This is a genomic window from Mycobacterium sp. E1214 (genome assembly GCF_001666755.1).
In the GTDB taxonomy this organism is placed as follows: domain Bacteria; phylum Actinomycetota; class Actinomycetes; order Mycobacteriales; family Mycobacteriaceae; genus Mycobacterium.
Map to the genome: position 1 here is coordinate 19,559 of NZ_LZJC01000132.1, position 14,700 is coordinate 34,258.

Genomic DNA, 14,700 nt, shown 5'->3' on the forward strand with positions numbered 1-14,700 from the left:
CCGCCTTTCTAGAAGCTCAAGTCGTCGTCGACGGGGGCGAAGTACGCCTCGACGTCCGCCGCGGTGACGGAGGCGAGGGTGGCCGGCGACCACTGCGGATTGCGATCCTTGTCGATCAGCTGCGCCCGGATGCCCTCCACCAGGTCGTGCGAACGCAGCGACGCCGACGACACCCGATAATCCTGCACCAGAACGTCTTTGACGGTGCTCAGCTCGGCCGCGCGGCGCACGGCCGCGAAGGTCACCGACAACGCGATCGGGGAGCGGGTCCCGATCAGCTTGGCCGCCTTCTGCGCTTCCTCGGCCGGGTGTGCCGCCAGTTTCGCCACGATGTCGGCGACGCTGTTGCCCGCATAGCACTCGTCGATCCAATCTCGTTGCGCCGCAAGCTCGCTGGCCGGCGGCTCGATCGCGTGGGCGGCCAGCGCGGCGTCGACACCGTCGGCGACGATCGCCCGGCTGAACGCGCCGAGGTCGTCGTGCGGCACGAAGTGGTCGGCGAAACCCAGGGCGATCGCGTCCGCGCCGGTGAACGGAGCCCCGGTGAGCGCGGCGTGCAGCCCGAGCCCGCCCGGAGCGCGGGACAGCAGGTAGATCCCGCCGACGTCGGGGATGAACCCGATGCCGACCTCGGGCATCCCGATCTTGGAGCTCTCGGTGACCACGCGGGTGTTGGCGTGCGCACTGACACCGACCCCGCCGCCCATGACGATGCCGTCCATCAGCGCCACGTAGGGCTTGGTGAAGTCGGCGATCAAAGCGTTGAGCAGGTACTCGTCGCGCCAGAACCGCCGCGCCTCGGTCCCGTCACCACGCGCGCTGTGGTAGATCGCCACGACGTCACCGCCGGCGCACAGGCCGCGTTCCCCCGCGCCGGACAGCACGACCGCGCTGACGGCGTCGTCACCGGCCCAGCGGCCGAGCGCGTCGGACAACGCCGCCACCATCGGCTCGTTGAGCGAGTTGATCGCCTTCGGGCGGTTGAGCGTGATCAGCCCGACGTTCTTCTCGACGCGCAACAAGACCTCGTCCGACTCCTCGGCCACGCCGCCTCCCGTCCGTCCGCACCTCGCTTCGAGGACAGAATCTAGATCGTCCGGACCGAGACGACGCCCTTGGGTAAGGGTTATCTTTAACGCGACGACCACGGCGGGGTTCGCTGAGCAGGCGAAAAAGAACTCCGCCCGCGCCGGGAACCGGAGCGGACCGCTGATCGTTGACATGGTGTTCGCACAGCTCGAAGCCAATAAGAGAGGATCCGACGGTGCGGGAGACAAGCAACCCGGTATTCCGATCGCTGCCCAAGCAGCGGGGCGGATATGCGCAATTCGGCACTGGCGCGGCGACCGCCCAGGCCTATCAGACCAACCCCTACGCCGCTCCGTACCAGGAGACCAGGGCTTCCCGTCCGCTGACCATCGACGACGTCGTCACCAAGACCGGCATCACGCTGGCCGTGCTGGCGGCCTCCGCCGTGGTCTCCTACTTCCTGGTGACGGCCAACCTCGCCCTCGCGATGCCGCTGACCATGATCGGCGCGCTCGGCGGCCTCGGCCTGGTCCTGGTGGCGACCTTCGGCCGCAAGCAGGACAGCCCGGCGATCGTGCTGAGCTACGCGGTGCTCGAGGGCCTGTTCCTCGGCGCGCTGTCGTTCGTCTTCGCCAACTTCTCGGTGTCCCACGCGAACGCCGGGGTGCTGATCGGCGAAGCCGTGATGGGCACCTTCGGCGTGTTCTTCGGGATGCTGGTCGTCTACAAGACCGGCGCCATCCGGGTCACCCCCAAGTTCACCCGCATGATGGTGGCCGCCATGTTCGGCGTGCTGGCCCTGATGCTCGGCAACTTCGTCCTGGCGCTGTTCGGCGTCGGCGGCGGAACGGGTCTGGGCCTGCGCAGCGGCGGCCCGGTCGCCATCCTGTTCTCGCTGGTCTGCATCGCCATCGCGGCGTTCAGCTTCCTGATCGACTTCGACGCCGCCGACCAGATGGTGCGCGCCGGCGCACCGGAGAAGGCGGCGTGGGGCATCGCCCTGGGCCTGACCGTGACGCTGGTCTGGCTGTACGTCGAGATCCTGCGGCTGCTCAGTTACCTGCAGAACGACTAGTTCTTTCCTCCGACGAGAAGACCGGCACGCCAGGCGGCGTGCCGGTCTTGTCGTTTGTGCGCTCACGCGCTGGAGGTGTAGCGCTTCGGGTGTGCGCTGACGGCGGGCGTGCTCGGCGTGTCGCCGCCGTCACCGCACGCCGACGCACTACCCGACGCGCACGCCCGGCCAAGCCGCCTAGCTGAGCCGCTCGAACACCATCGCCATGCCCTGGCCACCGCCGACGCACATGGTCTCCAGGCCGAACGTCTTGTCGTGGGTCTGCAGGTTGTTCAGCAGCGTCGTCGCGATCCGGGCGCCGGTCATGCCGAACGGGTGACCCAGCGCGATCGCGCCGCCGGAGACGTTCAGCTTGTCCTCGTCGATGCCCAGCTCGCGTGCCGAGCCCAGCACCTGCACCGCGAACGCCTCGTTGATCTCGAACAAGTCGATGTCGCTGACCGACAGGCCGGCGCGCGCCAGCGCCTTCTTCGTCGCCTCGATCGGCCCCAAGCCCATGATCTCGGGCGACAGGCCGCTCACGCCGGTCGACACGATCCGCGCGAGCGGCGTCAGGCCGAGTTCCTTGGCCTTGGTGTCGCTGGTGATCACCAGGGCGGCCGCACCGTCGTTCAGCGGGCAGGCGTTACCGGCGGTCACGGTGCCGTTGGGCCGGAACACCGGCTTGAGGCCGCTGATCTTTTCGTACGTGGTGCCGGGGCGGGGGCCGTCGTCGGTGCTCACGGTGGTGCCGTCGGGCAGCGAGACCGGGGTGATCTCCCGCTCGAAGAAGCCGCTCTTGATGGCCTCCTCGGCGCGGTTCTGGCTGCGCACGCCCCAGTGGTCCTGGTCCTCGCGGCTGATGCCGGTGAGCAGCGCGACGTTCTCCGCCGTCTGGCCCATCGCGATGTAGACGTCCGGCAGGTTGCCGTCGGTGCGCGGGTCGTGCCACTCGTCGGCGCCGTTGGCGGCGGCCGCCGACCGCTCCTGCGCCTCGTCGAACAGCTCGTTCTTGGTGTCCGGCCACGAATCGGCGCTGCCCTTGGCGAACCGGGACACCGTCTCCACGCCCGCCGAGATGAACGCGTCACCCTCGCCGGCCTTGATCGCGTGGAACGCCATGCGCGAGGTCTGCAGCGACGACGAGCAGTACCGGTTGACGGTGGTGCCGGGCAGGAAGTCATAACCCAGCTCGACGGCGATCACGCGGGCCAAGTTGAACCCGGATTCCCCGCCGGGCTGCCCGCAGCCCAGGATCAGGTCGTCGATCTGGTGGGGGTTCAGCTCGGGCACCTTGTCGAGAGCGGCGCGCACGATCTGCACGGTCAGGTCGTCGGGGCGCATGTTGACCAGCGACCCCTTCATCGCGCGGCCGATGGGCGAGCGAGCAGTTGAGACGATGACGGCTTCAGGCATGAGTGTTCCCTTCGAATCCCACAGACGGGCTGGCTCGCTTCACCGTCGGGCGGGGTCCACGCCGACGGGCCAGATCAAATCTAGTCGCTGCCGGCTTCGGGGCACGAGGACGGGCCCGGTCCCGCCGCGGGGCGCCGCCACAACCGCGACATCACGCTGCTGCGGGTGTGGCGCTGGCCGAGCACCGGGGTGGCCGCCTGCGGCGGCAGCCGCAGCGGGGGACGCTGCACCGTCTCGCCCAGCGCGTCGCACAGGGCGATCAGCAGGGCGTCGGCCGCCAGGGCGTACGCGGGCGGGGAGGGGTGGTAGCCGTCGGCGGAGAACATCGCGTCGGGAGTGGCCCGGAACTGGGGGGCCAGCAGCTGCGCCAGCGGCACCGCGACCCCGCCGGCCACCCGCACGGCCGCGGCCTGCGCGCGGGCCAGCTGGGCGCAACGCTCGTGCGCCAGCGACCGCAGGGGCTGGGGGATGGCGCTGATGACGCCCAGGTCGGGGCAGGTGCCCACGACCACGGTCGCGCCGCGGGCGCGCAGCTTGCGGACGGTCAGGCCGAGCCGCTGCGCCGACTGGCTGACCCCGTTGAGGGCGGTCACGTCGTTGGCCCCGACCATGATCACCGCCACGTCCGGCGGCGGCCCGGCCACGAACATCGCGTCGACCTGGCCGCACACGCCCTTCGAGGTGGCGCCCACGATTGCCTTGGTGCTCAACCGAATTCGTTTGCCGGTCTGCTCGGCAAGGCCCCGCGCGATGAGGACGCCGGGTACCTGCTCGGCGCTCTCGCAGCCGTACCCGGTGGCGGTCGAGTCGCCGAAGATCATCAACGTCAGGTCGACGGGCATGCCGCGCCGCCACCGCTCGACCGGGCCGCCGCCGCGCACGTAGACGCCGTCGGCGCGGGGCGGAATGTCCCAGGACTTGGGGATGATGGTGCGCGCGTGGCTGGCCTGGCCGACCAGCAGGCTCCGCGCGCCCAGGTAGGCCGTCCCGGTCGACGCGAGCGCACCGGCGGTGGCCAGGGCGATCGCCGATCCACGTGGCACCCGGATGGTCACCCGAATCAGTTTAGAGGCGCTCGGATGTCTGCGGGGGCGGCTCGTCAACAATCCGGTCACGGTGCGACTCAGATGTGGTATCGAATCAGCGAATTCCTACGTTGCACTAAGCAACGCCTGGCAAGCTGAGAACACGGGGTCGGCTGAGCGCCTCGGCAAACGGGTGAACCAGACACTTGGCTGCCCCGTCACATGCTGTATCGCACTACAAAGGCGTAGGAAGTGTTGAGCATGACCGCACCCAGCAAGGTACCGGGTTCGCCCCGCAACGCCCTTCGACCCCACGACGCCGCCGCGGCCCGCAGAGCCGCCCACGCGCATCGGCGGCGCCGGTTCGCGATCAGCGACGGTGCGCCCGTCGAGGTCCTCGAATCGGGGCCCAGCCTCGCCGCGCGAGTGGCCAGCCTGACGTCCCGGGTGACCATCCGGCCCGTGCTATCGGTCGGCAGTCACGTGCCGAACTTCCCCTGGCCGTGGGGCCTCATCGACCTGGCGGCCCGCGTGGTGCTGCCGGCGTCGGCGACCGTCCGCGAGACGATCAGGCTGCCGCACGCCTCGGCGCAGCTGGTGCGCGCCCCGGGCGTGCTGCCCGCCGACGGCACCCGCCGCATGGTGCTCTACCTGCACGGCGGCGCGTTTTTGACCTGCGGCGCCAACTCGCACGGCCGGCTGGTCGAAGCGCTGTCGAGGTTCGCCGATTCCCCGGTGCTGGTGGTCAACTACCGGCTGCTGCCCAAGCATTCGATCGGCATGGCCCTCGACGACTGCCACGACGCCTATCAGTGGTTGCGGCGCCGCGGGTATCAGCCCGAGCAGATCGTGCTGGCGGGCGACTCCGCCGGCGGCTACCTGGCGCTGGCGCTGGCCCAACGCCTGCAGGCCGAGGCCCACGGCGAGGCGGACATGCCCGCGGCCTTGGTGGCGATCTCGCCGCTGCTGCAGCTGGCGAAGGAGTGCAAGCAGTCGCACCCCAACATTGCGACCGACGCGATGTTTTCCGCCCGGGCGTTCGACGCCCTCGGTGAGCTGGTCGCCGCCGCGGCGGCCAAACACCTCGTCGACGGCAAGCCCGAGGAGGTCTACGAACCGCTCGAGCACATCGCGCCCGGGCTGCCGCGCACGCTGATCCACGTGTCGGGTTCCGAGGTGTTGCTGCACGACGCCCGGCTGGCGGCCGCCAAGTTGGCGGCGGTCGGCGTCCCCGCCGAGGTGCGGGTATGGCCCGGGCAGGTCCACGACTTCCAGCTGGCCGCGCCGGTGGTGCCGGAAGCCGTCCGATCGTTGCGCCAGATCGGCGAATACATCCGCGAGGCCACCGGCTAACGTCGCGTTCCCGGCAGCGGTGGTGCGTTCCGCGAAACCGCCTGACACGATATGCGCATGCGGATCGCCCAGCACATCAGTGAGCTCATCGGCGGGACGCCGCTGGTTCGCCTGAACTCCGTCGTCCCCGCGGGTGCCGGCACCGTGGCAGCCAAGATCGAGTACCTCAACCCCGGCGGCAGCGCCAAGGACCGGATCGCGGCGAAGATGATCGACGCCGCCGAGGCCAGCGGGCAGCTCAAGCCCGGCGGCACCATCGTCGAACCCACCTCCGGCAACACCGGCGTCGGCCTGGCGCTGGTGGCCCAGCAGCGCGGCTACAAGTGCGTCTTCGTTTGCCCCGACAAGGTGGGGGAAGACAAGCGCAACGTCCTGCTGGCCTACGGCGCCGAGGTGGTCGTCTGCCCGACGGCGGTGCCGCCCGCCCACCCGGACAGCTACTACAGCGTCTCCGATCGGCTGGTCACCGAGATCGACGGCGCCTGGAAGCCCGACCAGTACGCCAACCCGCAGGGCCCCGCCAGCCACTACGAGACCACCGGGCCCGAGATCTGGGCCGACACCGACGGCAAGGTCACGCACTTCGTCGCCGGCATCGGCACCGGCGGCACCATCAGCGGGGCGGGTCGCTACCTCAAGGAGGTGTCCAACGGGGCCGTTCGCGTGGTCGGCGCCGACCCCGAAGGCTCGGTGTACTCCGGCGGCACCGGCCGGCCCTACCTGGTGGAGGGCGTCGGCGAGGACTTTTGGCCCAAGGCCTACGACGCGAGCGTCCCCGACCAGATCATCGCGGTCTCGGACTCCGACTCTTTCAACATGACCCGGCGCCTGGCCCGCGAGGAGGCCATGCTGGTCGGCGGCTCCTGCGGCATGGCGGTGGTGGCCGCGCTGCGCGTCGCCGAGGAGGCCGGGCCCGACGCGCTAGTGGTCGTGCTGCTGCCCGACGGCGGCCGCGGCTACATGGCGAAGATCTTCAACGACGCCTGGATGTCGTCCTACGGTTTCCTGCGCAGCCGCCTCGACGGGTCCACCGATCAGGCCACCGTCGGCGACGTGCTGCGCCGCAAATCGGGGGAGCTGCCGGACCTGGTGCACACCCACCCGTCGGAGACGGTCCGCGACGCCATCGGCATCCTGCGCGAATACGGCGTCTCGCAGATGCCGGTGGTCGGCGCCGAGCCGCCGGTGATGGCCGGCGAGGTGGCCGGCAGCGTCTCCGAACGCGAGCTCCTGTCCGCCGTCTTCGAGGGCCGGGCCAAGCTGGCCGACGCCGTGTCCGAGCACATGAGCCCGCCGTTGCCGATGATCGGCGCGGGTGAACTGGTCGGCGCCGCCGGCAAGGCGCTGCGCGACTGGGACGCCCTCATGGTGGTCGAAAAGGGCAAGCCGGTCGGCGTCATCACCCGCTACGACCTGCTGGGATTTCTCTCCGAGGGGCCCCGCGGGCTGTCCGGGCGCCGCTAGCCCGCAGCCGCTCGCCGGGGCCCGGGGCCTCAGGTACTGTAATGCGGCCAAGGTCGGCCGGACCCGCGCCCGACCCGCAGTGGAAGGTTGCCCATGACCGATCAACCGCCGCCCGGCGGCGCCTATCCGCCGCCCCCCTCGTCGCCCGCCGGCGGCCCCGAGTCGTCAGCCGGCGGGCACGACAGCCCGCCCGCGCCCCCGGCCCCCGGCATTTCCGACCCGCCGCCGCCCCCGCCCCCCGGTGGGCCATACCCGCCACCCCCGCCGTCGGCGGGCGGGTACGCGCCGCCCCCGCCGGGACCGGCCATCCGCACGCTGCCGACCGGCGACTACACGCCGTGGCTGACCCGCGCGCTGGCGTTCGTGATCGACATCCTCCCGTACGTCGTGCTGCACGGCATCGGCACCGCGATCCTCGTCGCCACCCAGCAGACGGCCTGCGTCACCGACGTCACGCAATACGCGGTCAACCAGTACTGCGCCACCCAGAACTCCACGATCGGCCTGCTCGCACAGTGGCTGGCCTCCGCCGTGGGGCTGTTCTATCTGATCTGGAACTACGGCTACCGCCAGGGCACCACCGGCTCGAGCGTCGGGAAATCGGTGCTGAAATTCAAGGTGGTCTCCGAGGTCACCGGCCAGCCCGTCGGCTTCGGGCTGTCGGTCGTGCGCTCGCTGGCACACATCGTCGACGCGATCATCTGCTTCATCGGATTCCTTTTCCCGCTGTGGGATTCCAAGCGGCAGACGCTGGCCGACAAGATCATGACGACCGTCTGCCTGCCGGTCGAGGCCCCCGAAGGGCGACCGAGCTAGCCGCCGACCGCGGACGGTCACCTAGGCTGATCGTCGATGAGCGAGCGCACCGAGGGCCACCACTTCACCGGCCTGGCGACCAGGGCGATCCACGCCGGCTTTCGGCCGGACCCGGCGACCGGGGCGGTCAACGCCCCGATCTACGCCAGCAGCACGTTCGCCCAGGACGGTGTCGGCGCGCTGCGCGGCGGGTTCGAGTACGCGCGCACCGGTAACCCGACACGCGCCGCGCTGGAAGCCGCGCTCGCCGCGGTCGAAGACGGCGCCTACGCGCGCGCGTTCGGCTCCGGGATGGCCGCGTCGGACTGCACGTTGCGCGCGCTGCTGCGCCCGGGCGACCACGTGGTGATCCCCAACGACGCCTACGGCGGCACCTTCCGGCTCATCGACAAGGTCTTCACGCAGTGGGGTGTCGAGCACACCCCGGTGCCCCTGCACGACCTGGACGCCGTCGGCGCCGCGATCACGCCGCGGACCCGGCTGATCTGGGTGGAGACGCCGACCAACCCGTTGCTGTCCATCGCCGACATCGCGGCGCTGGCCGAGCTCGGTCAGCGACACTCGGCGAAGGTGTTGGTGGACAACACTTTCGCCTCGCCGGCGCTGCAGCAGCCGCTGCGGTTCGGCGCCGACATCGTGCTGCACTCGACCACCAAGTACATCGGCGGTCACTCCGACGTGGTGGGCGGCGCGCTGATCACCAATGACAAAGCTCTGGACGACGCGTTCGCGTTCCTGCAGAACGGCGCCGGCGCGGTGCCGGGCCCGTTCGACGCCTACCTGACCATGCGCGGCCTCAAGACGCTGGTGCTGCGCATGCAGCGCCACAGCGAGAACGCCCAGGCCGTCGCCGAATTCCTGGCCGGGCACCCGGCGGTCGGTGCGGTGCTCTACCCGGGCCTGCCCGGGCACCCCGGCCACGACGTCGCCGCCCGCCAGATGACGGGCTTCGGGGGGATGGTCTCGGTCCGCATGCGCGGCGGCCGCCAGGCGGCCCTCGCCCTGTGTGCCAACACCAGGGTGTTCATCCTCGCCGAATCGCTGGGCGGCGTGGAGTCGCTGATCGAGCACCCCGGCGCCATGACGCACGCGTCGACGGCGGGCTCACAGTTGGAGGTGCCCGACGACCTGGTGCGGCTGTCGGTGGGTATCGAAGACCTGGCCGACCTGCTGGCCGACCTGGACCAAGCCCTCGGCTAGGCCAGCCGACCGTCAGTCGTGGTAGGGCTCGGCGCTGACCAGCGTGACCTCGACGGTGCTGCCGTTGGGCACTGTGTAGCTGCGGGTCTCGCCCTCTTTCGCGTCGATCAGCGCACCGCCGAGCGGTGAGTTCGGGGAGTACACCTCGAGCTTGCCGTCCTTGACACCCTCCTGGCGGGTCGCGATCAGGAAGGTCTCGGTGTCGGACTTGTCGCCGTTGTAGTAGACCTTGACGACCGAGCCCGGCAGCGCGATGCCGGACTGCTTGGGCGCCTCGCCGACCTTGGCGTTGTTGAGCAGGTCCTGCAGCTGCCGGATGCGGGCCTCCTGCTGGCCCTGCTCCTCGCGGGCGGCGTGGTAGCCGCCGTTCTCCCGCAGGTCGCCCTCCTCGCGGCGGTCATTGATCTCCGCGGCGATGACCGGGCGGTTCGCGATCAACTGATCGAGCTCGGCCTTGAGCCGGTCGTGTGACTCCTGGGTCAGCCAGGTCACCGAAGTATCCGTCATCGCGTCGTGCTCCTCGTGTTGTCGTTCCGCGTGCCCGCGTAAGCCCTATTCGCCCGCCGGGAGCGTTCTCGTGCCGCTCACCGTGCCCGGGCCTCTAATGCAGCAATACACGGTCCCAACCGGAACCGTGCATTCATCCATGTTACCACCGCGGAAACAACCGATGACTCCATTTTCGCTGTTCGTCCACATTCGCCCCGTCCTGGAGGCCGCTCTCAACCGGCTTGCGGGCGCAGGTAGGCGGGCACGTCGGTGCCGCAGCCGTAGATGTCGGCGACCATCGGCGGCTGCGACGAGGTCACCGTCGTCGTCACCTGCACGGTCGGCGTCTGCGCAGGCGGAACCAGCAGCTCGCGGCGGCCCGTCTCGCTGCCGTCGCGGGCGCGCACGCGCACGATGCAGTCCACCGGCCGCGCCGGGTCGGATCGCGTCACGCTGATCGTTACCGACGCGGTGTGGTCGTCGATCACCCGATAGCCGGCCAGCGAACCGGTGACGTCGCTGGTGCCGATCCGTTGATAGCCGAGCACCGCGATGGCGACGCCGGCCACCAGGACCAGCGCGCCTAAGGTGAGCACCACCCACCGCCGGGGTACCCGAGACAGTCGGGCCCGGCCATAGCGGGCCTCCGGCCGCGGCAGGGGAGTTTCGGTCACGCGCGTCAGCCTGGACTCTGGGCTGCCGGACACCGGCCGACAGCATGCCGGTAAGTGAAAACTGGAATTATAGGGTCGCGTACCAACGAGCAAGGGGAGACGTGAGCGAACTGCGGTTGATGGCGGTGCACGCCCACCCCGACGACGAGTCGAGCAAGGGTGCGGCGACCATGGCCCGTTACGCCGACGAGGGTCATCGGGTGCTGGTGGTGACGCTGACCGGCGGCGAGCGTGGCGACATCCTCAACCCGGCGATGGACCTGCCCGAGGTGCACGGGCATATCGCCGAGATCCGCCGCGACGAGATGGCCAAGGCCGCCGAGATCCTCGGCGTGGAGCACACCTGGCTGGGTTTCGTCGACTCCGGCCTGCCCACCGGTGACCCGCCACCCCCGCTGCCCGAGGGTTGCTTCGCGCTGGTGCCGCTCGAGGAGTCCGTCGAGGCGCTGGTGCGCGTCGTGCGTGAGTTCCGGCCGCACGTGATGACGACCTACGACGAAACCGGCGGCTACCCCCATCCCGATCACATCCGCTGCCACCAGGTTTCGGTCGGCGCGTTCGAGGCCGCCGGCGACTACCGGCGGTTCCCTGACGCCGGCGCTCCGTGGAACGTGGCCAAGCTGTACTACGTGCACGGGTTCTTGCGCGCCCGCATGCAGATGCTGCACGACGAGGCGATCAAGCACGGGCAGGAACCGCCGTTCAAGAAGTGGCTGGAGCACTGGGACGCCGCGCACGACCCGTTCGAGTCGCGGGTCACCACCCGCGTCGAGTGCTCCGAATACTTCAGCCAGCGCGACGACGCGCTGCGCGCCCACGCCACCCAGATCGACCCGTACCACGACTTCTTCGCCGCCCCCATCGCCTGGCAGCAACGGCTGTGGCCCACCGAGGAATTCGAGCTGGCGCGCTCGCGGGTGCCGGTCCGGCTGCCCGAAGACGACCTGTTCGCCGGGATCGAGGGCGACGCATGAACGCGGCCCTGACGAGCGCCGTGGCCCGCTGGCAGGCCGACGGTGCCCCGCAGCACACCGGCCCGGACTTCGGCAAGGCCAGCCCCGTCGGCCTGGTGGTCGTCGTGGTGCTGCTGATCGCCACCCTGCTGTTGCTGCGCTCGATGAACCGGCAGCTCAAGAAGGTGCCCGAGTCGTTCGATCCCGTGCACCCCGAACCCGATCAGGCCGCCGACGAGGGCACCGACGCGGTCGAGGAGCCCCGTCACGCCGACGGGCCGGCCCGACCCGCGGGCCCCGGCGATGAACCGGGCTGAGGGGTCCGCGACGAACACCCTCGGGCGGGCGACCAGCCCGTACCTGCGCCAGCACGCCGACAACCCGGTGCACTGGCAGCAGTGGACGCCGCAGGCGCTGGCCGAGGCCGCCGCGCGCGATGTGCCGATCCTGCTGTCCGTCGGGTACGCCGCCTGCCACTGGTGTCATGTGATGGCGCACGAATCGTTTGCCGACGACGAGGTCGCCGCCGCGATGAACGCCGACTTCGTCTGCGTCAAGGTCGACCGCGAGGAACGCCCGGACATCGACGCGGTCTACATGAACGCCACGGTGGCGCTGACCGGCCACGGCGGCTGGCCGATGACGTGCTTCCTGACTCCCGACGGGCGGCCCTTCTTCTGCGGCACCTACTATCCAAAAGAGGGCTTCCTGCAGCTCCTTGACGCGGTCGCGACCACCTGGCGGGAACGCCGCGGCGAGGTGGAGCAGGCCTCCGACCACATCGCGGCGGAGCTGCGCAATACCGCCGGTGCGCTCGGGGGACCGGGCGTCGAGCCGGCGCTGTGTGACCACGCGGTGGCCGGTGTGCTGGCCGAGCAGGACGTGCTGCGTGGCGGCTTCGGGGGCGCACCCAAGTTCCCGCCCTCGGCGCTGCTCGAGGCGCTGCTGCGGCACTACGAACGCACCGGCTCGGCCGCGGCGCTGACCGCCGTGCAGCGCACCGGCGCCGCCATGGCCCGCGGCGGCATCTACGACCAACTCGGCGGCGGCTTCGCCCGCTACAGCGTCGACAACGCTTGGGTGGTACCGCATTTCGAGAAGATGCTGTACGACAACGCGCTGCTGCTGCGCGCCTACGCGCACCGGGCGCGGCGAACCGGCGACCCGTTGGCGCGCCGGGTCGCCGCCCACACCGCCCGCTTCCTGCTCGACGACCTGCGCGCGGACGGCATGTTCACCTCGTCGCTGGACGCCGACGCCGACGGCCGCGAGGGCTCCACCTACGTCTGGACGCCCGCGCAGCTCGCCGAGGTGCTCGGCGAAGAAGACGGGCGTTGGGCGGCAGACGTTTTCGCGGTCACCGACGCGGGCACCTTCGAACACGGCGCCTCGGTGCTGCAGCTTCCCGCCGACCCCGACCCCGCCGAGCGTTTCGAGCGGGTGCGCCGCGCGCTGCTGGCCGCCCGCCGCGCCCGGATCCAACCCGGGCGCGACGACAAGGTCGTCACCTCTTGGAACGGGCTGGCGATCACCGCGTTGGCCGAGGCCAGCGTGGCCCTCGACGAACCCGGGCTCGCCGACGCCGCGGCCGACTGCGCGCGGGCGGTGCTGCGGTTGCACGTCGTCGACGGCCGGTTGCGGCGGGCCAGCCTGGGCGGCGTGGTCGGTGAGAGCGCCGCCATCCTCGAGGATTACGCCGCGCTGGCCACCGGCCTGCTCGCGCTGCACCAGCTCGACGCCGAGCCGGCCTGGCTGACCGCGGCGACCGGCCTGCTGGACACCGCGCTGCGGCATTTCGTCGACCCGCAACGGCCCGGCCGCTGGTTCGACACCGCCGACGACGCCGAGCGACTCGTGCTGCGCCCCGCCGACCCCCTGGACGGGGCGACCCCGTCGGGAGCCTCGCTGATCGCCGAGGCGCTGCTGACCGCGGCGCACCTCGCCGACGGCGATCGCGCGCAGCCCTACCTGCGGGCGGCCACCGAGGCGCTCGACGCGCATTCGCTGCTGCTCGACCGGGCGCCCCGCTCGGCCGGGCACTGGCTGGCCGTCGCCGAGGCGGCGGTCCGCGGGCCGCTGCAGGTGGCGGTCGCCTGCGACCCGGCGCGGTCCGCGCTGCTGCTCGACGCGCGCCGGCTGGCGCCCGGCGGCGCCATCGTGGTGGGCGGCCCGCGGGACTCCGCGCCGCTGCTGGCGGGCCGGGACCGGGTGGCCGGCGCCGACGCCGCCTACGTGTGCCGCGGCCAGACCTGCGACCTGCCGGTGACCGGCGCCGGCGAACTGGCCGCCGCGCTGGGCGTCACGGGCTGACCGGCCGCCTCACACCGCCGCGAGCCACGCGTCGTGGCCGACGTAGAAGACCGCGAACCACATCGCGATGTAGTGCAGGATCGCCGCGATCGCGGTGCAGGCGTGAAACACCTCGTGATAACCGAAGGTCCGCGGCCACGGGTCTGGCCAGCGCAGCGCGTAGAAGACGCCGCCGACGCTGTAGAACACGCCGCCGACCGCCAGCAGCACCATCGCGGCCACTCCCGCCTCGTGCAGGATCGTCGGCGCGTACCAGACGGCCACCCAGCCGAGCAGCAGGTACAGCGGCACGCCCAGCCAGCGCGGCGACGACGGCCAGCACACCTTCAGCAGGATGCCGGCGGCAGCGCCGCCCCAGACGATGCACAGCACGACCATCCCGGTGTTCTGCGGCATCACCAGCCGCGCGAACGGCGTGTAGCTGCCTGCGATGAACACGAAGATCATCGAATGGTCGAGCCGCTTCATCCGGGTCCGGCTCAGCGGCGACTTCCACTTGACGCGGTGATAGGTGGCGCTGACCGCGAACATCGCGACGGTCGACGCGGCGTACACCAGCGTCGAGTGGCCGGCGCGGGGCGAGGCGGCCGCCCACGACACCGACACCAGGGTGGCGCCGGTGACGATGGCCAGCCACGCCGAATAGAAGTGGATCCAGCCGCGCATCCGCGGCTTGGTCAAGACGGTGGCCGCACCCTCGACAAGCTGCTCGACGGTGTTGCCCGGCGCGATCGGTTCCGAATCCGGCTCCCGATCGGCCGCGGTGTCGGTCTGGCTGCTCATGTTTCCCATCGCCTCGTCGTGTCGCCCGTCGTGGAATGTAGGAAAGTTGCCCGGGGGTGCTGAAGATAAACAGTAGTCACCCGTCGCGGGACGCCGCTCCGACCGAGCCGGCGCCCGCGGCGCGACCCGGCGAG

General features: G+C 70.9%; 14 protein-coding genes. 8 read left to right on the forward strand and 6 right to left on the reverse strand.

Annotated elements, in window-relative coordinates:
• Positions 1–8: 8 nt before the first annotated feature.
• Complete coding sequence (locus A5700_RS18565) at positions 9–1,046, reverse strand: enoyl-CoA hydratase/isomerase family protein (RefSeq protein ID WP_068075560.1); 1,038 nt, start codon at positions 1,044–1,046, stop codon at positions 9–11.
• A gap of 218 nt (positions 1,047–1,264) precedes the next feature.
• Here A5700_RS18565 and A5700_RS18570 point away from each other — a divergent pair, with 218 nt between their 5' ends.
• A complete protein-coding gene (locus A5700_RS18570; RefSeq protein ID WP_068075563.1) occupies positions 1,265–2,104 on the forward strand; it encodes a Bax inhibitor-1/YccA family protein in 840 nt (279 codons plus the stop codon).
• Between the two features lie 177 nt (positions 2,105–2,281).
• Here the strand turns inward: A5700_RS18570 and A5700_RS18575 are convergent, their stop codons facing one another.
• Together A5700_RS18575 and A5700_RS18580 are read right to left on the reverse strand one after the other, a co-directional pair.
• Positions 2,282–3,499: an acetyl-CoA C-acetyltransferase gene (locus A5700_RS18575; RefSeq protein ID WP_068075566.1), complete on the reverse strand. Its 1,218-nt coding sequence runs from the start codon at positions 3,497–3,499 to the stop codon at positions 2,282–2,284.
• Between the two features lie 80 nt (positions 3,500–3,579).
• Entirely contained in the window at positions 3,580–4,542 is a 963-nt protein-coding gene (locus A5700_RS18580) for an SGNH/GDSL hydrolase family protein (protein WP_156671292.1), read from the reverse strand.
• A gap of 243 nt (positions 4,543–4,785) precedes the next feature.
• Between A5700_RS18580 and A5700_RS18585 the strand changes: the two genes are divergently transcribed.
• The 4 genes from A5700_RS18585 (at position 4,786) to A5700_RS18600 (ending at position 9,357) form a co-directional block, all read left to right on the forward strand.
• Positions 4,786–5,877: an alpha/beta hydrolase gene (locus A5700_RS18585; protein WP_068075588.1), complete on the forward strand. Its 1,092-nt coding sequence runs from the start codon at positions 4,786–4,788 to the stop codon at positions 5,875–5,877.
• Positions 5,878–5,934: 57 nt separating this feature from the next.
• The gene (locus A5700_RS18590; RefSeq protein WP_068075591.1) at positions 5,935–7,341 is read left to right on the forward strand and encodes a cystathionine beta-synthase; all 1,407 of its coding nucleotides are present in this window, start codon (positions 5,935–5,937) and stop codon (positions 7,339–7,341) included.
• Positions 7,342–7,434: 93 nt separating this feature from the next.
• Positions 7,435–8,157: an RDD family protein gene (locus A5700_RS18595; protein ID WP_068204921.1), complete on the forward strand. Its 723-nt coding sequence runs from the start codon at positions 7,435–7,437 to the stop codon at positions 8,155–8,157.
• Between the two features lie 36 nt (positions 8,158–8,193).
• Positions 8,194–9,357 (forward strand): cystathionine gamma-synthase, encoded by a 1,164-nt coding sequence (locus tag A5700_RS18600; protein ID WP_068204922.1) that lies wholly within the window; start codon positions 8,194–8,196, stop codon positions 9,355–9,357.
• A gap of 12 nt (positions 9,358–9,369) precedes the next feature.
• Here A5700_RS18600 and greA read toward each other — a convergent pair whose 3' ends face one another.
• Positions 9,370–9,864, reverse strand: coding sequence for a transcription elongation factor GreA (gene greA / locus A5700_RS18605; RefSeq protein WP_068067374.1), 495 nt, complete (start codon positions 9,862–9,864; stop codon positions 9,370–9,372).
• Positions 9,865–10,079: 215 nt separating this feature from the next.
• Positions 10,080–10,520, reverse strand: a complete 441-nt coding sequence (locus A5700_RS18610) for a DUF4307 domain-containing protein (RefSeq protein ID WP_068067369.1) — start codon at positions 10,518–10,520, stop codon at positions 10,080–10,082.
• 101 nt (positions 10,521–10,621) lie between these two features.
• Here A5700_RS18610 and mca point away from each other — a divergent pair, with 101 nt between their 5' ends.
• The 3 genes from mca to A5700_RS18625 are packed head-to-tail and all read left to right on the forward strand — an operon-like array spanning position 10,622 to position 13,783.
• A complete protein-coding gene (mca, locus tag A5700_RS18615; protein WP_068067367.1) occupies positions 10,622–11,494 on the forward strand; it encodes a mycothiol conjugate amidase Mca in 873 nt (290 codons plus the stop codon).
• On the forward strand, positions 11,491–11,790 hold the full coding sequence (locus A5700_RS18620; protein WP_068067364.1) for a hypothetical protein: 300 nt from the start codon (positions 11,491–11,493) through the stop codon (positions 11,788–11,790). Before mca ends, A5700_RS18620 begins: the two co-directional genes overlap by 4 nt.
• Complete coding sequence (locus A5700_RS18625) at positions 11,777–13,783, forward strand: thioredoxin domain-containing protein (protein ID WP_068204924.1); 2,007 nt, start codon at positions 11,777–11,779, stop codon at positions 13,781–13,783. The genes A5700_RS18620 and A5700_RS18625 overlap by 14 nt, the downstream gene beginning before the upstream one ends.
• A 9-nt stretch (positions 13,784–13,792) precedes the next feature.
• Here A5700_RS18625 and A5700_RS18630 read toward each other — a convergent pair whose 3' ends face one another.
• Complete coding sequence (locus tag A5700_RS18630; RefSeq protein WP_068067433.1) at positions 13,793–14,566, reverse strand: hemolysin III family protein; 774 nt, start codon at positions 14,564–14,566, stop codon at positions 13,793–13,795.
• Positions 14,567–14,700: the final 134 nt, after the last annotated feature.